Origin of the sequence: Hydrococcus rivularis NIES-593, assembly GCF_001904635.1 — a bacterium.
Classification (GTDB): domain Bacteria; phylum Cyanobacteriota; class Cyanobacteriia; order Cyanobacteriales; family Microcystaceae; genus Hydrococcus; species Hydrococcus rivularis.
Genome location: NZ_MRCB01000017.1, coordinates 20,260 through 38,108, shown reverse-complemented (window position 1 = coordinate 38,108; position 17,849 = coordinate 20,260). Strand labels below are relative to the sequence as shown.

The window sequence follows — 17,849 nt, the reverse complement described above, 5'->3', positions numbered from 1 at the left end:
TCGCGATCGCAAACCAACAATTTTTGCTATTAAATTTTTAACTGGCTATCATGTCTTCTAAAAATCAGTCTTCTAAAAATCGAATTGTCTACCAAGAATTTGGCAATCCAGATAATTCTCAAGCTCTAGAAAGAGCAGTTCCAGAGTTACCACCTAACCAACAAAATTTGCGAGTGCAGGCTTCCAAATCCGGACGCAAGGGAAAAACCGTGACGATTATTAGTGGCTTTCAGTGTAAGCCAGAAACTTTGGCACAGTTACTAAAACAATTAAAAACTCAATGCGGCAGTGGTGGCACAGTTAAAGAAAATACCTTAGAAATTCAGGGAGAACATCAACAAAAAATTTTGCAAATTTTAATAGAATTGGGATACAAGGCAAAAATTAGTGGCGGCTGATTAGACTGGCATCAGCTTGGAAATGAATGCCCAAGCTAATAGCAAAAGTCTTTCTCTCTCGATCGTACAAGGCAATTCGGTCGAAATCATTCCGAATTTTTTCGGTTAGCATCTCATTCATCTTTCTCTGCGTCGCTCCATATCGTTAGTTTTATCCTTTCCCCAAAATGCCAACCCGCCTCCTCTTCCCCTGGCAGCAATAAGATTTTCTTGGACTAGAAAATAAGCAAAAAATGCCTGCTTGCCTACCCTTTCTGCATAAAATTTTTCTTCGCTAGTTTTGCCACCTCTGATATATCCTTCATAGAGCTTGAATCCAAACAATTTAACTATTATTCGCGTAAAGTCAAAGGCAAGAATATTTTTCCCACTCAAAAATTTCACCGGACCAGAAAAAGAAAATTGTAGAGAACCCAACTCGACCAGGTTTTGAATATTACCGCGCGCTTCGGGCGAGTCTCCATCGCCTACAGGAGAATAAGACAGATATATCTTGACCCAAGAGGGAAGATATCGCCCAGATTTTAATACGATGCCCGCACGCTGGCGCGTTTTTTGGGTTCCCGTGATGAAACACAACCGCCAAGTTCCGATTAATTGTAGAAAGGAATAGCGTTTTTTGTCGCGCTTGGCAGTTTTTTCTGCCTGGAGTAAAGCATTAACCAGATCGTTTGGGGACGGTTTTTGGGAAGAATTGGTAATAATAGATTTGGCAGCTCGTTCGAGTGATAGCAAATTTTCCATTAATTTTTTAGATTGATGCAATTAATTCTTTATATCTATGCGATCGCGACTCACTGATAAGACTAATACAATACAATCAAGACTTCGTCATTTACTAATATTTATCTATTAGCTAATATTTATCCGCCTCAAGCAAGCGGCATCACTCAGCAGCAAAATGGTCAATTTAACCCCTAATCCTAGTTATAGCCTAACGCTTCAGATCGAACTACCCAATCAAGCCGGAAGCTTAGCCTCTGTCACCCAAGCGATCGCAAAAGTGGGTGGCAGTCTCGGACAGATTTCTTTGATCGATCGCAACTTAAAAATCTCTCGGCGAGAACTGACCGTCGATGCTGCCAGCGAGGAACATGCCCAACAAATTGTCATTGCCATTAAAGCACTACCGGATATCAAAGTCCTGGAAGTTTCCGATCGCACTTTCGACCTGCATCGGGGTGGCAAAATAGAGATTGTCAGTCGATTTCCCCTTGCCTCTCAGTCCGAGTTGGCGATGGCATACACGCCTGGGGTAGGACGGATCTGTGAAGCGATCTCCCACGATCGCGCTCAAGTTTTTTCCCTGACGATCAAAAGCAATACCGTCGCCATTGTCACCGATGGCAGCGCCGTTCTCGGACTGGGAAATTTGGGACCCGAAGCTGCCCTGCCAGTCATGGAAGGAAAAGCCATGCTTTTTAAAGAATTTGCTGGCGTGGATGCTTTTCCTATCTGTTTGGCAACCCAAGACACCGATGAAATCGTGGCGACGGTTAAAAATATCGCTCCCGTTTTTGGCGGTATTAATCTCGAAGATATTGCCGCTCCCCGTTGCTTTGAAATCGAACGACGGTTGCGCGAGAAACTTAATATTCCCGTCTTTCACGACGACCAACACGGAACGGCGATCGTTACGCTAGCAGCCTTAATTAATGCCCTCAAACTCGTCGGGAAGCCGATGGAAGACGTGCGAATCGTTATCAATGGGGCGGGAGCCGCAGGCATCGCGATCGCCCGCCTCCTGCGCCAAGCCGGAGCGACTGATATCTGGCTGTGCGACTCTAAAGGCATTCTTTCCAAAACACGTACCGATCTCACCCCTCAGAAACAAGAATTTGCCGTAGAAGCTAGCGGAAACCTTGCCGATGCCATCAAAGAGGCCGATGTTTTCTTGGGCGTGAGCGTTCCCGGAGTGGTAACGCCCCAGATGGTGCGTTCTATGGCAAAAGATCCCATTGTCTTCGCCATGGCTAATCCCATTCCCGAAATTCAACCCGAACTGGTAAAAAATGATGTGGCAGTCATGGCAACCGGACGCAGCGACTATCCCAATCAGATCAACAACGTCCTCGCTTTTCCCGGCGTTTTTCGCGGCGCGTTAGATTGTCGCGCTAAAACTTTTACCGACCATATGTATCTAGAAGCTGCCAAAGCGATCGCATCTCTGGTTCATTGTGGCAACCTCGACCGAGAACATATTATTCCCTCGGTGTTCGATCGGCGAGTCGCAACTGCTGTCTCTGCCGCGGTTCAACAGGCAGCCCGTCAGGATGGAGTCGCCCGTCAATGATATCGCTACAGAAATTCCGCTAAATTAGGAATGGGAAGATTTGGTGGGGGAGTATGGACGAGATTCCAGAGGCGTTGCGAGACAGCCCAAAGAACAAACAATCGTCGCGACAGTTGCCGCTATTCCTCATTGGCTTCTCGTTAGGACTGGGGATGCTAGCGATTATCGCGGGGGTATTATTGTTTCGTTCTCCCGCTAAAGTGCCCCAAAAGTCTGCTGCCACCGTTACCCCTACTCCAACCACCCCTGCGCCAACGCCAACTAGCGAACCAGTGGAAAACGTTTTGGGTCATCTTCCTTATGAAGAAGCTCCCGAATCGGAGTTGAAAGCGATAACGCCCGACGGTCGCATTCGCATGCGCTTGGCGGCGGCAGAGGCATTCTTGCAATTACAGGCAGCAGCAAGAGCGGATGGCGTTATTTTGATTCCTATTTCCGGATTTCGCTCGGTTAGGGAACAAAATCGCCTGTTTTTTGAAGTCAAGCAACAGCGCAATCAAGAAGCAAGTAAGCGAGCAGAAGTTAGCGCCCCTCCCGGTTATAGCGAACATCACACGGGTTACGCGATCGATCTTGGCGATGGGCGATCGCCCGCAACCAATCTCAGCGTTAGTTTTGAGAAAACCGCTGCCTTTCGCTGGCTGAAAAATAACGCCAATCGCTATAGTTTTGAATTGTCCTTTCCACCCAATAATCCTCAAGGAGTGAGTTATGAACCCTGGCACTGGCGATATGTGGGCGATCGCAATAGCCTAGAAACTTTCTATAAAGCCAGAGAACTCAAACAACCAACCAACAACAGTCAATCAAGATGATTCAAAATTCAGAATTCACAATTGGGAATTCTCCCTGGTGGGTACAGCGTTGGTTAGAATTGCTCGATTCCTACCGTTTTAAAAAACGTCTGGAAAGAGCCAGAATTTATGCCAGGGAAGGAAACGTCCTCAGTATCGAATTTGAAGGGGCTAAGGTTTTGGCAAAGGTACAGGGAAGCGAACCAGAACCTTATCGAGTCTCCATCTCCCTCGATCCGTTTACCGATGAAGACTGGAATTACGTCATAGATACCCTGTCCCAAAAAGCAATTTTTTCCGCTCAACTGTTGGCGGGAGAAATGCCCGACAAGATTGAAGAAGTTTTTACCGCTAATGGATTGAGTTTGTTTCCCTTTACCCTATCGGATATTCATTCCCATTGTAGCTGTCCCGATAAAGCCAATCCCTGCAAGCATATCGGTGCGGTTTACTATCAATTGGGCGATCGCTTTAGCGAAGATCCGTTCGTTCTCTTTCAACTCCGAGGACGTACAAAAGAACAGATTCTCGAAGCCCTCCGGCAGCTGAGAAGTCAGGAGTCAGCCGTAGAGGCGGGTTTATCTAGAAACTCAACCGACTTACCGACAGTTAATCTGGAAAACCCGCCCGTCCAGAAGCCAGAAATTGGTAAAAAATCCCAAAAAACAAGTAATATTGAACAATTCTGGCAATATGACGAGCCGCTAGACTCTTCGCTGGTGGCAATCGTTCCTCCCGCCGACGGCAAAACCGTCCTCAATCTTTTGGGCAGGATTCCGTTAGCCTATGCTGACGCGCAGGCGGTAGAGCAATACCTAGAGCAAGTTTATCGAACCGCAAGCCAACAAGCGATCGCGTCTGCCTTAAGCAGCGATTGACATCCCAATGTCCTAGCCTAGCAATTATTTGCGATGATAGTAGCAAGTCAATTTGGCGTATTATTTCATGAGTAAGATAGAACGGATTTCGGGACGAGGAATTCCTTTAGTTGGAGACGATATTGACACCGATCGCATTATTCCCGCGCGTTTTTTGCGCTGCGTGACCTTTGACGGGCTAGGAGCGCAGGTTTTTGCCGACGATCGCGCCCAAGCTAGCGGACAGCATCCCTTCGATCTCCCTCAATACCAAGGTGCTAATATCTTAGTCGTCAACGCTAACTTTGGCTGCGGATCTTCGCGAGAACACGCTCCCCAAGCGATTATTAAATGGGGAATCCAAGCGATCGTCGGCGAAAGTTTTGCCGAAATCTTTTTTGGCAATTGCGTGGCCAATGGCGTTCCTTGCCTTACCGCAGAACCGAAGGCGATCGAACGACTACAAGCGTTGCTACAAGAAAATCCTCAAGCTGCCATGTCCGTCGATCTAGAAACCATGCAAGTTCGCTGCGGAGATTTTAGCGCTCCCGTTTTTATGGATGAAGGTTCGCGGCAAATGCTGATTTCGGGAACCTGGGATAGCTGCGGACAACTGATCCAAGATACCGACCGAATTCGAGCCACAGCCTCAAAATTGCCTTATCTATCTTGGGCAAGCTAAATTCCCAACACGATTGTTGGCTCATTTATCATTCATATAATAAGGCGGTCCCGGTAAAGCAAGCGTTTGGATAATATGGTCGAAATAGGGCGTGACCTCAGCAGCATCCTCTTCGCCCAGCAACGCGATCGCCTCTTCTTTGAGACATTTTAAAGCCTCAACCCAATTAAATATAGGAATGCCCAAAGATTGGTACATTTCCTTCATGCCAATCGTGCCGATCTCTGCAAGGGGCTGTTCGTTTCCGGCTAAAACGCAGTAAGCAATTAAGCGAATATACCAGCCTTGATCGCGCTGGCAGGAAGCTGTTTTTCTCATATTGCCGCTATTGCTGGGCGTAACCGGACAACGTTGCCAAAACCTTGCCGAACCTCTTTCTACTAACCTCTTTTCGTTTGCCGCTAGCTTGTTAGCAATGCGGATTCGCTTTTCTCCCGACTGGCAGAAATTTTGAAATAGGCGGAGTTCGCCAGGAGTAGGATAGCGAAGTTCTTCATCGGCGTTAAGAATCACTTGTTTGACTATACTCATGGGTTTCCTCCCGAACGGTAACTAGCAGAGTTGTCTGTTGAGCTTGGGTTTGACTGGCGTTACGATTGGCAGCAGTTATGCGAGTCTTATTTTTTTCTTGCATTTTTTGAGCTAGAAACATACCCGCACTAACGGTTCGGTTCAGTTGAGAGGATGACCAATGGGCGGGTTCCCGCAGCGATCGCATGGCAAATCCCCTCGGCGTTACATACCGCTCGTAAGGAACTGTATCTTCTCCAAAAGCTTCTGAGTATTCGAGGCTATCAATTATTTCGTCGATTAAGGCATAAAAACCCTTTTTGGCGCAGAGATCGTAGTAGCGACTCATTTCTGCTCGCCCGTAAGTAGGACGACCCAACAAACGCCGATGGATGTATTCGATCGCTTTGGTAATATAGAACGAATCCCAATACAAACTGCGGAATAAACGAGACTTGGCTAGCTGTCTCACAAACTCTCGCATGGTAATTTCGCCGCCTTTAAGCTTGGTTTCAGCACTCACGAGACGCTGACCCGAATAGACATCCCGTCCGAATACCTGTCGGTAAGCCCCTCTAATTGCCGTTTCGGCACAGTGGATTGCCAGGTTGATGTTTGCACCCCGATTCCCATTTCCATTCGCAGCACCATTGAGCTTCAATACTTTCGAACTCAAAGAAGGTGCTCTTCCTAGAGGACTCCCATTCTTATGTCCGTTGCCATTTCCCAAACCGCAACCAATCAAAATGCGGCGATTATCCTTACCATAAGGTGAGGGTTGGGCAGCCAGATTGCGAGTTTCTTCGGGAAAGATCGCCCCAAACTGGATTTCTAGCGGATCGTTTCCAGTCCCATAGACGTGTTGATTGGATAAGGGTTTTTGGTAATTGGCGAACAGCGTAACGAACTGAGGAACTTTGCGGACAGGGGCGCTGTGTTTAAATAGATCGAACTGGGGGCCCCAGTTGCGGCATTCTTGAGCTTCTTGACCCAAACCCCGCAGGTAAGGCACCGTCTCTTCGCCAAAGTAATCGGCATATTCTTCAGAGTCTACTAAAGCATCCACCAAAGCAGGCAGGCCGCCTTTTGACATAATCTCAAAGTGTTCTTGGAACTCCTCTAAAGAACTCAACCCGCGACCGAGAAAGTGACGAAAGGCAAGTTCTATAACTCGGCTAATGGCGTAAGGTTCGTAGAACTGTCTGCGGTAGAGACGAGATTTCCCCAAAGCGCGGATAAATTCCTTCATCGAAAGATTACCGCTGTTGACCTTCGATTCGAGGTCGGATAAAGATAGTCCGTAGGCGCGGTTAATGTCGCACTCAAAGACTTGTCGGTAGGCAGCTTTGATGGCTGCTTGCTTCTCCGTTGCCAAGAAACCGGGCTGGATGAAAAATTTCGATCGCACTTCGGCACTGAGGGAATAACTTTCGGGTAGTTGCAATCCCTGCTGGTCGTTCGATACCCCTTGCCGGAGTCTGACGGGAGGTTTTTCGACTTGATAGGCATCAATTAATACATCGAAATAGTGTTTGATAATTTCGCTGGCTTCCTCATCCCCTTTGAAGTAGGTCAAAGACTTCCAGCGCATTTCCTTGAGTGCCACCACCGTAGCCATCGTGACATCTTCGGGAATAACTCCCCGCAATCCCCTAGCATTGACTGTTAGAATACTCCCATCGCCGGCAACGATCGCGTAGGTGATGTAGCGCAAAAACCAAGCCAGATCCCGCATCGACCTTTTCATTCTGACGGTGCCATAGCGAGAGATATTAATGGCTTTGAATCCCCCAGGCAGGGCTTCTCGATCGCCTGCCAGCATGCCTTGAATAGCCCCCTGAAGATTCTCCCACAAGTGGCTGAAGGGATTGAAGTTGCGAGGAGGATTTATCGAACTAGGGACTTGCAGCTTCTTGAATTCGCGATCGAGTACAGCCTCCTTGGCAAGCGCTGCTTCGGCAAGGGTTACCGGCCTCCCAAACCCCGGTAAATCTATCTTTTCTATGGGCTTGTCCAGGTAATCCATCGGATTCCCGCCCCAAAAAATTCGCTTGGCACCAGCTGAGACAATTTGGTCTGCATTCTCGGTTAGGGTTTCGACAATTTGCAGCAGCTTGACACCAGATCTAAAAAAACTCAATAATTCATCGAGTTCGCTGCGTCTTAAGCTACGATCTTGCTGTTCTGCCTGGGAAAGTAGAGAAGTCGGTAAAGTTTGATATTGTTGTGGGTGGACAACCGGACTGCCACCACTAGCATTGACACTCATTTTTTTTCAATCCAAAATCCAAAATCTAAAATCCAAAATTGAAATTAAGGCATCATTCCTTGTATCAAATAATCAAAATAAGGCGCTACCTCAGCAGCATCTTCTAGCGACAGCATCTCTAGAGTCACTTCTTTGAGGCAACGCATGCATTCAACGACATTTGTGAGAGGAATTTCTAGGGATTCGTACATTTCCTTTACGCCTTTGATGCCAGTTTTTTCTAAGGGTTCTATATCCCCCACTACGATCGCATAAGTAATTAGGCGGATATACCAACCTTGATCTCGCATGCAGGAGGCGCGAAAAGTTGCGTTGCCAGTATTGCTCGGTGTATCGGGACATCGCTTCCAGAATTTTTGACTTCCTCTTTCGAGGATGCTTTCTTCATTTGCTGTCAAAATCTCAGCGATCCGGAGTCGATTTTTTCCTCCCTCATAAAAATTGCGAATGGCATTTAATTCTCCGAGGTTGAGATAGCGAACTTCGCGATCGGCGTTCGCAATAGAGCGAGTAATAATGCTCATGTCGTTTTCCTTGTTTGTGATAGCGATCGAGTATTTCAGTAAAGTTAGTCGTTAGTGGATACAAGAAACTCTCTACCAACGACTAACAACTATCGATTAACCAAAAAGTCTTTAACTCAAGCCAGAGCAAATGTGGTCGAAGTAGACGCCCATCTCCTTGCCAGCATCCGGCCCTACAATATCGGCAGTCACTTCCTTCATTGCCTGTAATGCTCTTACCGTTGCACTAATAGGAACGCCTAGAGAGTTATAAGTTTCCCTCAGTCCATTGAGGATGCGCTCGTCGAGAATTGAGGGGTCGCCTGCAAGCATGGCATAGGTTGCATAGCGAAGAAAATAATCCAAGTCGCGGATGCAAGCAGCATAGCGACGGCAGGTGTACATATTGCCGCCAGGAGCAGTGATATCTGTGTACATCAGAGACTTGGCTACGGTCTTAGTGATGATAGATTTGGCATTAGCGCCAATAACCGTAGCTGCCTTGGCTCGCATGGTGCCGCTTTGGAAATATCCCCGCAGCCTTGCGATCGCGTCGTCGTCTAGATAGCGACCTTGAACGTCAAAGGCATTGATTGCAGAAGTAATTGCGTCTTGCATAAATCTTGTCTCCTTGTGATTTGTTATTTGTTATTGGTCATTAGTCATTGGGACAAATGGTCAACGACCAATGACTAATGACTTATCGTTAGGACAATGCCTGAATAACGTAGTCAAAATAGGGGGCGACTTCGGCGGCATCCTCCTCACCCATCATAGATACGGCTTCTTCTTTGAGGCATTGCATTGCTACGACGATATTGGCGATTGGAATCTCCAGGGAGTTATACATCTCTTTAATCCCAATCGTGCCTATTTCTTCGAGGGGTTTCTCGCTACCTGCCAAAACTGAGTAGGCAATCAGACGGATATACCAGCCTTGATCGCGCTGACAGGAGGCTGTTTTTCTTGGATTGCCGCTGTTGCTCGGCGTAACCGGACACCGTTCCCAGAACCGGGCACTGCCATTTTGGACGAGCTGTTGTTCGTTGTCTGCCAGAAACTTTGCAATCCGAAGCCGTTGCTCTCCTGTTTTTAAGAAGTCTTGGAAGATGTGTAGCTCTTTGGGACCGGGATAGCGAGCTTCGCTATCGGCATTGAGAATTAATTCGGTGACGATGCTCATGGTTTTCTCCTTGTTTTTGACAATCAAACATTTAAAAGTGTTTTATTCTCGGTTGGCTGGGTAGGTATAGGCTGCATAGACTCCCAGGAGGACGCAAAATAATACAGCCGCTAGCAACCCTAAAGTTATTCCAGTTGCAGTTGAGGAAAACTGTCCCTCTCCGTAGGCAAAAAAGATCGATGACATCGAACCTCCTCGCGATCGCACTAATAGCTCAAGCTTTTCCAATCCACGTCAATCCCTTCCAATTGAATCGAGGCATTGACAATCTCGAGCAGCATCAACAAAAAGAAGAAAAACAACAGCATCAAAGCCAACATCAGAGGCGTAGTTCCCCAGCCAGGAATTACCTTACCTGCTTGGGAATTAAAGCGCTTGAAAAAATATTGCAAGGGAGCAACTTTTTTGGGAGCAAATTTTCGTACTTGCATGAATTCCTCTAGTGAATCTCTGAATCTCGATGAAATTTTTGAAGGTTTTGGTAGTAGTGCAGGCATCCTGCCCGCACTACTACTGGCACTCCTAAGCAACTTGCCGTTTGCGCGAGGTAATATCTCCCACTTTTTGCCAGACACCAAATTCTACTTGCTCTTCATCAAGGTCTGGATCGATGCCAGCAAAAACATCTCGGAAGAGAGTGCGCGATCCGTGCCAGACGTGCCCAAAAAACCAGACCAGCGCAAAACATGCGTGGAAAAAGGCAAACCAGCCTCGGTTACTGGTTCGGAATACGCCATCGGAATTATAGGCTTGGCGATCGAACTCAAACGGTTCGCCGAGTTGAGCCTTACGAGCATATTGCTTCACCAATGCGGGATCGCTAATGGTTTGACCGTCGAGAAGACCGCCGTAAAAACTCACCGTGACTCCGGTTTGCTCGACACTATACTTAGCGTCGGTGCGCCGAAAAGGAATATCTGCCCGAACGACTCCATCTTTATCGGTCATCACTACGGGGAAAGTCTCAAAGAAATTAGGCATGCGCCTCACGGTCAATTCCCGACCTTCGCCGTCTTTAAAGACGGGATGCCCTAACCAACCCGTAGCAAGTCCATCGCCATCGACCATGCGACCGACTCGGAACAGACCCCCCTTAGCAGGACTATTGCCGATATAGTCGTAGAAAGCCAGCTTGGGAGGAATCGCCGACCAGGCTTGGTTAAGGCTTTTTCCCTCAGCTAAGCCAGCTTGCACCCGCCTGTCAATCTCTTGCTGGAAGTAACCTTTATCCCACTGATAGCGTGTCGGTCCCCACAATTCGATGGGAGTGGTGGCAGTTCCGTACCACATGCTGGCACTGGCGACAAAACCCGCGAAAAAGAAGACAGCAAGAGAACTGGCGAGTACGCCTTCTATATTTCCCATCCGCAGGAGTCGATAGAGTCCTTCTGAAGGTCGAACGACAATATGAAATAGTCCGCCGATAATGCCGACAATCCCCGCTGCAATGTGGTGAGCGACCACGCCGCCAGGGTTGTAAGGATTAAAGCCTTCCGGTCCCCAGACGGGGGCAACGCCTTGTACGTGACCCGTGAGACCATAAGGGTCTGAAACCCACATCCCCGGACCAAAAATACCGGTTAAATGAAAAGCTCCGAAACCAAAACAGAGTAAACCTGCTAAAAATAGATGAATGCCAAAGATTCTGGGCAAATCCAAAGTTGGCTCGCCAGTTTTTTCGTCAAAAAAGGTGACGAGATCCCAGTTAACCCAATGCCAGACAGCAGCCAGGAATTCGAGACCGGAAAAGACGATATGAGCGATCGCGACGGTTTCAAATGTCCAGAAACCCGGATCGTCAAAGGTTTCGCCCGTAATGCTCCAGCCCTGCCAGGAGTTCGTTACCCCCAGTCGTGCCACAAAAGGCATTAAGAAACATCCCTGCCGCCACATGGGGTTGAGAACTGGATCGCTGGGATCGTACAAAGCTAGCTCAAACAAAAGCATCGAGCCAGCAAAACCCGCACAAAGGGCATTGTGCATCAGATGGACGGCAATGAGTCGTCCTGGGTCGTTTAAAACCACTGTATGGACGCGATACCAAGGTAGTCCCATGAAAGATTCTCCTTGTCTGAAAGAAGATTTAAAATTGCATCAAACATTTATATCTGTCGGTGGAAAAAAGAGTCGAAGATAAGTGCCGTCCAGCGAACCGGGGAAACAGCGATCTAACGCAGCGACTAGGGCTGAAAAACCAGCAAACAAAATAGTAGAAACTACTGGAGCGGCAATGATATACTTCAGAAACTTCTTCATTGGTCGATCTCCTACTTAGCCGCATTACCGCGAGGCAGCACTTCATCGGGAAACTGGAAGCGTTCGTGAGGCTGATCCATCGTTGCCATCCAAGCTCGCAAACCTTCATTCAAGAGAATATTCTTGGTGTAGAAAGTCTCAAACTCTGGGTCTTCGGCTGCTCGCAACTCTTGAGAAACAAAGTCGTAGGCTCTCAGGTTGAACGCTAAACCGACCATGCCGATCGCACTCATCCATAAGCCAGTTACCGGAACGAATAACATAAAGAAGTGCAGCCAGCGCTTGTTGGAGAAAGCAATGCCAAAGATCTGAGACCAGAAGCGGTTTGCAGTCACCATCGAATAGGTTTCTTCTTCTTGCGTGGGACTGAATCCGCCAAAGGTATTGAAACTTTTCGTGTCTTCAAAGATCGTGTTTTGTACCGTTGCACCGTGAATGGCACACAATAAAGCGCCTCCGAGAACGCCAGCTACTCCCATCATGTGGAAGGGGTTATTGGTATAGTTGTGGAAGCCTTGGAAGAAAAGAACGAAACGGAAAATGCCAGCGATGCCAAAGCTGGGGGCAAAAAACCAGCTCGATTGGAATAAAGGATAGACCAAAAAGACGCTGACATATACGGCAATGGGAGCGCTAAAAGCGATCGCGTTGTAGGGTCGCACTCCTACCAAACGGGCAATTTCTAACTGCCGCAGCATGAAGCCCATTAATCCTAAAGCGCCATGTAAGGCAGTAAACGTCCATAACCCCCCTATCTGACACCAACGGGTAAAGTTCCAGTTGGCTTCTGGTCCCCACAGCAGCAGCAGGGAATGTCCCATGCTGTCGGCAGGAGTAGAGACAGCGGCAGTCAGGACGTTACATCCTTCTAGGTAAGAGCTGACTAACCCGTGAGTATACCAAGCGGTAACGAAGGTAGTGCCAGTAAACCATCCTCCGATTGCTAGATAGGCACAGGGAAAGAGCAGCAGTCCCGACCAGCCAATGAAGACAAAGCGTTCGCGCTTGAGCCAGTCGTCTAGCGTTCTAAACCATCCTTGGGTTGGTTGTCTGCGAGTAATTGCTATAGTCATGGTTTTTAATCATCTAAAAACTCAATTTTTTCAATTGGCAATTGCTAATTGTGAATTGTGAATCGAATTAACTAATCTATGTCCCCCATCGAGCGAACTGGTTCGTCTTCGCGGTTAATCCCTCTGACAAAACCAGCAGCCGCCGCCCGTGCCCGACCGGCATGCCACCAGTGACCGACTAGGAAAAAGAGGGCAAAAATCAAGTGAGAGGCAGTCATCCAGGTGCGCGGAGATACATAGTTAAAGGAGTTGACATCAGTAGCAAGACCTGCTACTGAGTTAATCGAACCCAGGGGTGCATGAACCATGTATTCGGAAGCGCGGCGAATTTGCCAGGGTTGAATGTCATGCTGAAGTTTTTTGAGATCTAAACCATTCGTGCCGCGTAACGGTTCTAGCCAAGGACCGCGAAAATCCCAGAAACGCATGGTTTCCCCGCCAAAAATAATTTCTCCAGTCGGCGATCGCATTAAATACTTGCCCAGTCCCGTAACACTTTGAGCGGTTCCTATATCCGCTCCCAGGCGTTGGTCTCTTGCCAGAAACACCAACGCTTGAGCCTGAGAAGCTTCAGGAACGGTCGGACCGTAGAATTCGCTCGGATAGGCGGTGTTGTTAAACCAGATAAACATGGCGGCAATAAACGCTTGTCCGGCGATATTGCCCAAGCTTTGAGAAAGGTAAGCTTCTCCAGACCAGATGAAGACCTTATCTGTCCACTTCCAGGGTTTGGTAAAAATGTGCCAAATGCCGCCCGCAATCAGGATGCCACCCATCCAAATATGTCCGCCGACGATATCTTCTAAATTATCCACGCTCACGATCCAACCCGAACCGCCTAGAGGCGACTTGAAAAAGTAACCGAAGATAACTCTCGGATCGAGGGTAGGATTGGTAACCAGGCGCACGCCACCGCCTCCCGGCAGCCAAGTGTCGTACAAGCCCCCCCAGAACATGGCTTTGCCTACCAACAGGAACGCGCCAATTCCCAGGGCAATCAGATGATAGCCGATGATGCTAGTCATCTTATCCTTGTCCGACCAATCAAAATCGAAGAAACCTGCTAGTTTCTCCGGTCCGCGCAGCGAGTGATAGAGTCCGCCAATGCCGAGAACGGCAGAACCAATTAAATGGATTACCGCGATCGCAAAATAGGGAAATGTATCGACTACTTGACCGCCAGGACCGACGCCGAAGCCCAAAGTGGCAAGGTGGGGCATGAGAATGCACCCCTGTTCGTACATGGGCTTTTCTGGAACATAGTGAGCGATCTCAAACAGCAGCATCGCTCCCGCCCAAAAAGCCATCAGCCCTGCATGGGCAACGTGTGCCCCTAAGAATTTCCCAGACAGATTAATAAAACGGGCATTTCCCGCCCACCAAGCATATCCGGTGGAAGCTTCATCGCGACCTTCGCGGGCAAGATCGAAGGTAGCATCTCTGGTAGTAACGTCTTGGACGGTTGTCCCAATTTTGACAGTAGAAGAATTAAATGGTGTTTCCATGCTTGAGTCCTTGTGAAAAACGAACGGTTGAAGTCCTAAAATCTAGGAATTTTGAAGATATTCCTCACCCACTCGGAGCCATTCTTCCGAAGAGCTTGGCATCATTGCTGCTTGGTTGGCGAGATCGATCGCTGCTGAGTTGTCAATCGATGCCAAAACCAGCGACCGATCGCGCAGAAAAACTTAATTGACTGATGAGAGAGGTTCGCCTAAGGGCGATCGTCCGTATCGATCGTGAGTGGAAGTACTTCGTTTGAATCTAAATTCAAGGGGAAGTTTTCAAAAGGACGCTTTTGCATGGCTTCTATCCCCAGATTGGCGCGATCGATTATGTCTACCCAGCTAGGAAGAAATTGTCCTTGCGATTGATAGATCGGAACCCAGCGATCGACGTTGAATCCGTCAAAGCCAAAGGCAGCGATGTCGATCCCCAAAGCAGCCGACCAAATTCCTGCCACGGGCCAAGCGGCAAGGAAAAAATGCAAAGTGCGAGAATTGGGAAAACTAAAATGCCAGAATCGCTGCATGTATCCTCGTGCCGCGCCAAAGCTGTAAGTTGGGTTCTTCTGACCTAGTCTGTATCCGGTATTAATCGATTCAGACTCGCCCGTCTTGCGAATGAGCGTTGACGTGACCAACGAACCGTGCATGGCAGCTAAAAAAGCACCGCCCAATACCCCAATGACTCCTATCTGATGAAAAGGATTCATCAGGATATTGTGATCGGCTTGAAATCGCAACATAAAGTTAAATGTACCGGAGATTCCCAACGGCATTCCCTCAGAAAAGCTTCCTTGTCCGACGGGGTAGACCAAAAACACCGATATGCAAGCAGCAACGGGAGCGGTGAAAGCGAGGGAAATCCAAGGACGCATTCCTAACCGATAGCTCAATTCCCACTCCCGATCTTGATAGCAGATAATGCCGATCAAAAAATGCAGCACGATGAGCTGGTAAGGACCGCCATTGTACAGCCACTCATCGATTGAAGCTGCTGCCCAAATAGGATAAAAATGCAGACCAATGGCTGAGGAGGTAGGAATAACCGCAGCCGTAATCAGATTGTTGCCGCCGAGTAAAGCGCCAGTCACAGGCGCGCCCGTTGCCTCCCAATCGACTGGAGGAGCGACGATGAAAGCAATGATAAATGCGATCGCAGCCGTTGAAAGGGTCGGAATCATGATTACCCCAAACCAGCCAATATAAATGCGGTTTTCGGTACTGGTAATCCATCGACAAAATTCCTCCCACTTGGCTAATAGAGTTTCGCGTCTATTGAGAGCAGTCGTTGACTCTGTTGGAGATTCAATAACAGAATCCACTTCAATCGAAGGCGTGAGAGTAGGCTCTTGCTGTACCATGTATTAACTCTTCCTTACAGAAAGGGTAGGAGATAACCCCATCGCCCCGGTTTCCGAGTTTAGAGACGACGGGGGTAACTTGTTTGGAGATAGTAACTTGACTAAAGCAGACGCTCGCGTCTTTTTGGAGAAAACTCAATCTAACTAGCAATTGCAGGGGCACGTAAAGCAACTGGGATAGCCTTGCCACTGGCAAGATCGAGTGGGAAGTTGTGAGCATTGCGCTCGTGCATAACTTCAAAACCCAGATTGGCCTGGTTAATCACATCTGCCCAGCTAGGCAACACCCGACCTTGAGCGTCGTGGATGGAATTATTAAAGTTGAATCCATTGAGGTTAAACGCCATGACGCAGATCCCCAAAGCCGTAAACCAGATGCAAATTACTGGCCAAGCGGCTAAGAAGAAGTGCAGGTTGCGGCTATTGTTAAAGCTGGCGTACTGGAAGATCAGGCGACCGAAGTAGCCATGAGCGGCAACAATGTTATAAGTTTCTTCTTCTTGTCCGAACTTGTAACCATAGTTTTGCGATTCGTTCTCGCTAGTCTCCCGAATCAGGCTAGAAGTCACTAGCGAACCGTGCATGGCACAGAAAAAAGCACCTCCAAATACACCAGCAACTCCCAGCATGTGGAAGGGATGCATGAGGATGTTATGTTCGGCTTGGAAGACGAACATAAAGTTGAACGTGCCGCTAATACTCATGGGCAGACCATCGGCGAAGCTGCCTTGTCCGAGAGGATAAATTAGAAAAACGGATGTCGTGGCAGCAACAGGAGCGCTGAAAGCAACGCAAATCCAAGGACGCATGCCGAGGCGATAGCTCAACTCCCACTCTCGTCCTAGATAGCAACACAGGGCTGGGACGTAGTGGAGAGCAATCATTTGATAGGGACCGCCGTTATATAGCCATTCGTCCATAGAGGCGGCTTCCCAAATGGGATAAAAGTGCAAGCCGATGGCGTTGGAAGTGGGAACGACAGCCGCAGTAATAATGTTATTGCCATAGAGGATCGAACCCGTTATCGGTTCGCGGAGTCCGTCCATATCCACGGGAGGAGCAGCAATGATGGCGAGAACAAAAACCGTGGTGGAGACTCCGAGCAGTGGAATCATTAGCACCCCAAACCAGCCAATGTAAAGGCGATTTTCGGTACTGGTGACCCATTGACAAAACTGTTCCCATAAGTTAGGAATTTCGCGTTTTTGAAGAGTTGTCGTCATAGAATTGACCAGTGTTTTTTTTCAACAGAAATTTGAACTCAACCAACTCAGGTAAGTTGAGAACCTTGCGCGATCGCAAAGCTTGGGCATGTTGGCGAAATAATAGCTCTGACTAGCTCTTTACTAAACGAGCCAAAAAATTCTTGGAGAATGGGGACTATCTACCCTAAGAGCTATCGGCTTGGTTAAGCGTTTATCAAAAAGACTGCTGTGGATAGATGGCTTGAGGGTAAATTCTTGCGGTATCATAGATAGAGAATCCTTACTAAAAGGGTATGGAATTTCCCCTCGTCACGGTTTCCGAGGCCAGAGGCGAGGGGATTATTTTAGGAAGCAAACACTAAAATGTCTTCCGAAAAATCGATTCTTCTAAAAGGAAAAAAGTGAAATTGACTGTCTTGCCCTATCGAGCAAGATTGGGAAAACGATTGTCGCTGGCTAGTCAAATTAAAAAACTAGCTTGTTTAGCAGAGTACGAAAAAAACCTGAAAAACTCATGAAAGAAGTTACTGTCTTAACAAAAAGTTACAATTGAGTGGATTAGTTCCACTCCAGCGCCGCCGCAACTTGACTGGCTAAAGCTAAAAGATCGAAAGATTTAGCGATTGCTGCCCTTACTCCTGTCTGATTAAATCTAGGTAAGTCTTTGGAGTGTTCCGTAGTGGTTAACAAAATCACGGGAATGTGCCGAGTAGCTGGGTTATTTTGGAGCGTTTGCACGATCGCGTACCAGTCCGGATCGACCGTCATCTCGTCGAGATCGAGAAGAATAGCATTAACTTGTTGAGTCTCGGCTTTGGCTATTCCCTCATTGCCCGAATCTGCCGTCAGGACTTCGCAGTTGGCAACTGTTTCTAGGCAAATCTGAGTAATCTCCTGCACCGCTTTTTCCTGACTAATGAGCAGGATGCGTCGGGTTGGCAATGTTGTCATGTGCATTTA

The 17,849-nt window shown here is 47.9% G+C and carries 22 protein-coding genes; 6 read left to right on the top strand and 16 right to left on the bottom strand.

Features of this window, described 5'->3' with window-relative positions:
• The first annotated feature begins 50 nt into the window (after positions 1 to 50).
• Positions 51 to 398 carry a translation initiation factor gene (locus tag NIES593_RS14390; protein WP_073600240.1) on the top strand — a complete coding sequence of 116 codons (348 nt, stop codon included), beginning with the start codon at positions 51 to 53 and terminating at the stop codon, positions 396 to 398.
• On the opposite strand, the gene NIES593_RS25245 is transcribed toward NIES593_RS14390, so the two are convergent.
• Together NIES593_RS25245 and NIES593_RS14385 are read right to left on the bottom strand one after the other, a co-directional pair.
• Positions 385 to 519, bottom strand: a complete 135-nt coding sequence (locus NIES593_RS25245; RefSeq protein ID WP_281250748.1) for a hypothetical protein — start codon at positions 517 to 519, stop codon at positions 385 to 387. The genes NIES593_RS14390 and NIES593_RS25245 overlap by 14 nt on opposite strands.
• Positions 516 to 1,142 (bottom strand): hypothetical protein, encoded by a 627-nt coding sequence (locus tag NIES593_RS14385; protein WP_073600239.1) that lies wholly within the window; start codon positions 1,140 to 1,142, stop codon positions 516 to 518. Before NIES593_RS14385 ends, NIES593_RS25245 begins: the two co-directional genes overlap by 4 nt.
• Before the next feature lie 157 nt (positions 1,143 to 1,299).
• Between NIES593_RS14385 and NIES593_RS14380 the strand changes: the two genes are divergently transcribed.
• From NIES593_RS14380 to leuD, 4 genes are all read left to right on the top strand, one after another.
• The gene (locus NIES593_RS14380; RefSeq protein ID WP_073600238.1) at positions 1,300 to 2,691 is read left to right on the top strand and encodes a malic enzyme-like NAD(P)-binding protein; all 1,392 of its coding nucleotides are present in this window, start codon (positions 1,300 to 1,302) and stop codon (positions 2,689 to 2,691) included.
• Positions 2,692 to 2,744: 53 nt separating this feature from the next.
• The gene (locus NIES593_RS14375) at positions 2,745 to 3,506 is read left to right on the top strand and encodes a M15 family metallopeptidase (protein ID WP_073600237.1); all 762 of its coding nucleotides are present in this window, start codon (positions 2,745 to 2,747) and stop codon (positions 3,504 to 3,506) included.
• Positions 3,503 to 4,363 carry an SWIM zinc finger family protein gene (locus NIES593_RS14370; protein WP_073600236.1) on the top strand — a complete coding sequence of 287 codons (861 nt, stop codon included), beginning with the start codon at positions 3,503 to 3,505 and terminating at the stop codon, positions 4,361 to 4,363. Before NIES593_RS14375 ends, NIES593_RS14370 begins: the two co-directional genes overlap by 4 nt.
• A 67-nt stretch (positions 4,364 to 4,430) precedes the next feature.
• Entirely contained in the window at positions 4,431 to 5,024 is a 594-nt protein-coding gene (gene leuD / locus NIES593_RS14365; protein ID WP_073600235.1) for a 3-isopropylmalate dehydratase small subunit, read from the top strand.
• 21 nt (positions 5,025 to 5,045) lie between these two features.
• On the opposite strand, the gene apcD (NIES593_RS14360) is transcribed toward leuD, so the two are convergent.
• The 11 genes from apcD (NIES593_RS14360) to psbC form a co-directional block, all read right to left on the bottom strand.
• Entirely contained in the window at positions 5,046 to 5,555 is a 510-nt protein-coding gene (apcD, locus tag NIES593_RS14360) for an allophycocyanin subunit alpha-B (protein WP_073600234.1), read from the bottom strand.
• Entirely contained in the window at positions 5,527 to 7,803 is a 2,277-nt protein-coding gene (locus NIES593_RS14355; RefSeq protein WP_073600233.1) for a phycobilisome rod-core linker polypeptide, read from the bottom strand. Before NIES593_RS14355 ends, apcD (NIES593_RS14360) begins: the two co-directional genes overlap by 29 nt.
• A 44-nt stretch (positions 7,804 to 7,847) precedes the next feature.
• The gene (gene apcD, locus NIES593_RS14350) at positions 7,848 to 8,327 is read right to left on the bottom strand and encodes an allophycocyanin subunit alpha-B (RefSeq protein WP_073600232.1); all 480 of its coding nucleotides are present in this window, start codon (positions 8,325 to 8,327) and stop codon (positions 7,848 to 7,850) included.
• Between the two features lie 111 nt (positions 8,328 to 8,438).
• Entirely contained in the window at positions 8,439 to 8,924 is a 486-nt protein-coding gene (locus NIES593_RS14345; protein ID WP_073600231.1) for a globin family protein, read from the bottom strand.
• Positions 8,925 to 9,012: 88 nt separating this feature from the next.
• Entirely contained in the window at positions 9,013 to 9,489 is a 477-nt protein-coding gene (gene apcD / locus NIES593_RS14340) for an allophycocyanin subunit alpha-B (RefSeq protein ID WP_073600230.1), read from the bottom strand.
• A gap of 42 nt (positions 9,490 to 9,531) precedes the next feature.
• Complete coding sequence (locus NIES593_RS24245) at positions 9,532 to 9,675, bottom strand: hypothetical protein (RefSeq protein ID WP_015143540.1); 144 nt, start codon at positions 9,673 to 9,675, stop codon at positions 9,532 to 9,534.
• Between the two features lie 20 nt (positions 9,676 to 9,695).
• Positions 9,696 to 9,920 (bottom strand): photosystem II reaction center phosphoprotein PsbH, encoded by a 225-nt coding sequence (gene psbH / locus NIES593_RS14335; RefSeq protein WP_015143539.1) that lies wholly within the window; start codon positions 9,918 to 9,920, stop codon positions 9,696 to 9,698.
• A gap of 91 nt (positions 9,921 to 10,011) precedes the next feature.
• Positions 10,012 to 11,544, bottom strand: a complete 1,533-nt coding sequence (psbB, locus tag NIES593_RS14330) for a photosystem II chlorophyll-binding protein CP47 (RefSeq protein ID WP_073600229.1) — start codon at positions 11,542 to 11,544, stop codon at positions 10,012 to 10,014.
• 39 nt (positions 11,545 to 11,583) lie between these two features.
• Complete coding sequence (locus NIES593_RS14325) at positions 11,584 to 11,745, bottom strand: hypothetical protein (RefSeq protein WP_083602451.1); 162 nt, start codon at positions 11,743 to 11,745, stop codon at positions 11,584 to 11,586.
• An 11-nt stretch (positions 11,746 to 11,756) separates the two neighbouring features.
• Positions 11,757 to 12,818 (bottom strand): photosystem II D2 protein (photosystem q(a) protein), encoded by a 1,062-nt coding sequence (gene psbD, locus NIES593_RS14320; RefSeq protein ID WP_015143536.1) that lies wholly within the window; start codon positions 12,816 to 12,818, stop codon positions 11,757 to 11,759.
• 71 nt (positions 12,819 to 12,889) lie between these two features.
• Positions 12,890 to 14,323 carry a photosystem II reaction center protein CP43 gene (gene psbC / locus NIES593_RS14315; protein WP_073600228.1) on the bottom strand — a complete coding sequence of 478 codons (1,434 nt, stop codon included), beginning with the start codon at positions 14,321 to 14,323 and terminating at the stop codon, positions 12,890 to 12,892.
• On the opposite strand from psbC, the gene NIES593_RS24615 reads away from it, so the two are divergent.
• A complete protein-coding gene (locus NIES593_RS24615) occupies positions 14,311 to 14,514 on the top strand; it encodes a hypothetical protein (RefSeq protein WP_217651910.1) in 204 nt (67 codons plus the stop codon). The genes psbC and NIES593_RS24615 overlap by 13 nt on opposite strands.
• 18 nt (positions 14,515 to 14,532) lie before the next feature.
• Here the strand turns inward: NIES593_RS24615 and NIES593_RS14305 are convergent, their stop codons facing one another.
• From NIES593_RS14305 to NIES593_RS14295, 3 genes are all read right to left on the bottom strand, one after another.
• Entirely contained in the window at positions 14,533 to 15,684 is a 1,152-nt protein-coding gene (locus NIES593_RS14305; RefSeq protein WP_139253713.1) for a photosynthetic reaction center family protein, read from the bottom strand.
• Positions 15,685 to 15,824: 140 nt separating this feature from the next.
• Positions 15,825 to 16,907: a photosystem II q(b) protein gene (psbA, locus tag NIES593_RS14300; protein ID WP_073600226.1), complete on the bottom strand. Its 1,083-nt coding sequence runs from the start codon at positions 16,905 to 16,907 to the stop codon at positions 15,825 to 15,827.
• Between the two features lie 540 nt (positions 16,908 to 17,447).
• On the bottom strand, positions 17,448 to 17,846 hold the full coding sequence (locus tag NIES593_RS14295) for a response regulator (protein ID WP_083602450.1): 399 nt from the start codon (positions 17,844 to 17,846) through the stop codon (positions 17,448 to 17,450).
• Between the last annotated feature and the right edge of the window lie 3 nt (positions 17,847 to 17,849).

Excerpts from the sequence above, each read along its gene's own strand:
- NIES593_RS14390 (WP_073600240.1), top strand. The coding sequence starts at position 51 with ATGTCTTCTAAAAATCAGTCTTCTAAAAATCGAATTGTCTACCAAGAA.
- NIES593_RS25245 (WP_281250748.1), bottom strand. The coding sequence starts at position 519 with ATGAATGAGATGCTAACCGAAAAAATTCGGAATGATTTCGACCGAATT.
- NIES593_RS14385 (WP_073600239.1), bottom strand. The coding sequence starts at position 1,142 with ATGGAAAATTTGCTATCACTCGAACGAGCTGCCAAATCTATTATTACC.
- NIES593_RS14380 (WP_073600238.1), top strand. The coding sequence starts at position 1,300 with ATGGTCAATTTAACCCCTAATCCTAGTTATAGCCTAACGCTTCAGATC.
- NIES593_RS14375 (WP_073600237.1), top strand. The coding sequence starts at position 2,745 with ATGGACGAGATTCCAGAGGCGTTGCGAGACAGCCCAAAGAACAAACAA.
- NIES593_RS14370 (WP_073600236.1), top strand. The coding sequence starts at position 3,503 with ATGATTCAAAATTCAGAATTCACAATTGGGAATTCTCCCTGGTGGGTA.
- leuD (WP_073600235.1), top strand. The coding sequence starts at position 4,431 with ATGAGTAAGATAGAACGGATTTCGGGACGAGGAATTCCTTTAGTTGGA.
- apcD (WP_073600234.1), bottom strand. The coding sequence starts at position 5,555 with ATGAGTATAGTCAAACAAGTGATTCTTAACGCCGATGAAGAACTTCGC.
- NIES593_RS14355 (WP_073600233.1), bottom strand. The coding sequence starts at position 7,803 with ATGAGTGTCAATGCTAGTGGTGGCAGTCCGGTTGTCCACCCACAACAA.
- apcD (WP_073600232.1), bottom strand. The coding sequence starts at position 8,327 with ATGAGCATTATTACTCGCTCTATTGCGAACGCCGATCGCGAAGTTCGC.
- NIES593_RS14345 (WP_073600231.1), bottom strand. The coding sequence starts at position 8,924 with ATGCAAGACGCAATTACTTCTGCAATCAATGCCTTTGACGTTCAAGGT.
- apcD (WP_073600230.1), bottom strand. The coding sequence starts at position 9,489 with ATGAGCATCGTCACCGAATTAATTCTCAATGCCGATAGCGAAGCTCGC.
- NIES593_RS24245 (WP_015143540.1), bottom strand. The coding sequence starts at position 9,675 with ATGTCATCGATCTTTTTTGCCTACGGAGAGGGACAGTTTTCCTCAACT.
- psbH (WP_015143539.1), bottom strand. The coding sequence starts at position 9,920 with ATGCAAGTACGAAAATTTGCTCCCAAAAAAGTTGCTCCCTTGCAATAT.
- psbB (WP_073600229.1), bottom strand. The coding sequence starts at position 11,544 with ATGGGACTACCTTGGTATCGCGTCCATACAGTGGTTTTAAACGACCCA.
- NIES593_RS14325 (WP_083602451.1), bottom strand. The coding sequence starts at position 11,745 with ATGAAGAAGTTTCTGAAGTATATCATTGCCGCTCCAGTAGTTTCTACT.
- psbD (WP_015143536.1), bottom strand. The coding sequence starts at position 12,818 with ATGACTATAGCAATTACTCGCAGACAACCAACCCAAGGATGGTTTAGA.
- NIES593_RS24615 (WP_217651910.1), top strand. The coding sequence starts at position 14,311 with ATGGTGTTTCCATGCTTGAGTCCTTGTGAAAAACGAACGGTTGAAGTC.
- psbC (WP_073600228.1), bottom strand. The coding sequence starts at position 14,323 with ATGGAAACACCATTTAATTCTTCTACTGTCAAAATTGGGACAACCGTC.
- NIES593_RS14305 (WP_139253713.1), bottom strand. The coding sequence starts at position 15,684 with ATGGTACAGCAAGAGCCTACTCTCACGCCTTCGATTGAAGTGGATTCT.
- psbA (WP_073600226.1), bottom strand. The coding sequence starts at position 16,907 with ATGACGACAACTCTTCAAAAACGCGAAATTCCTAACTTATGGGAACAG.
- NIES593_RS14295 (WP_083602450.1), bottom strand. The coding sequence starts at position 17,846 with ATGCACATGACAACATTGCCAACCCGACGCATCCTGCTCATTAGTCAG.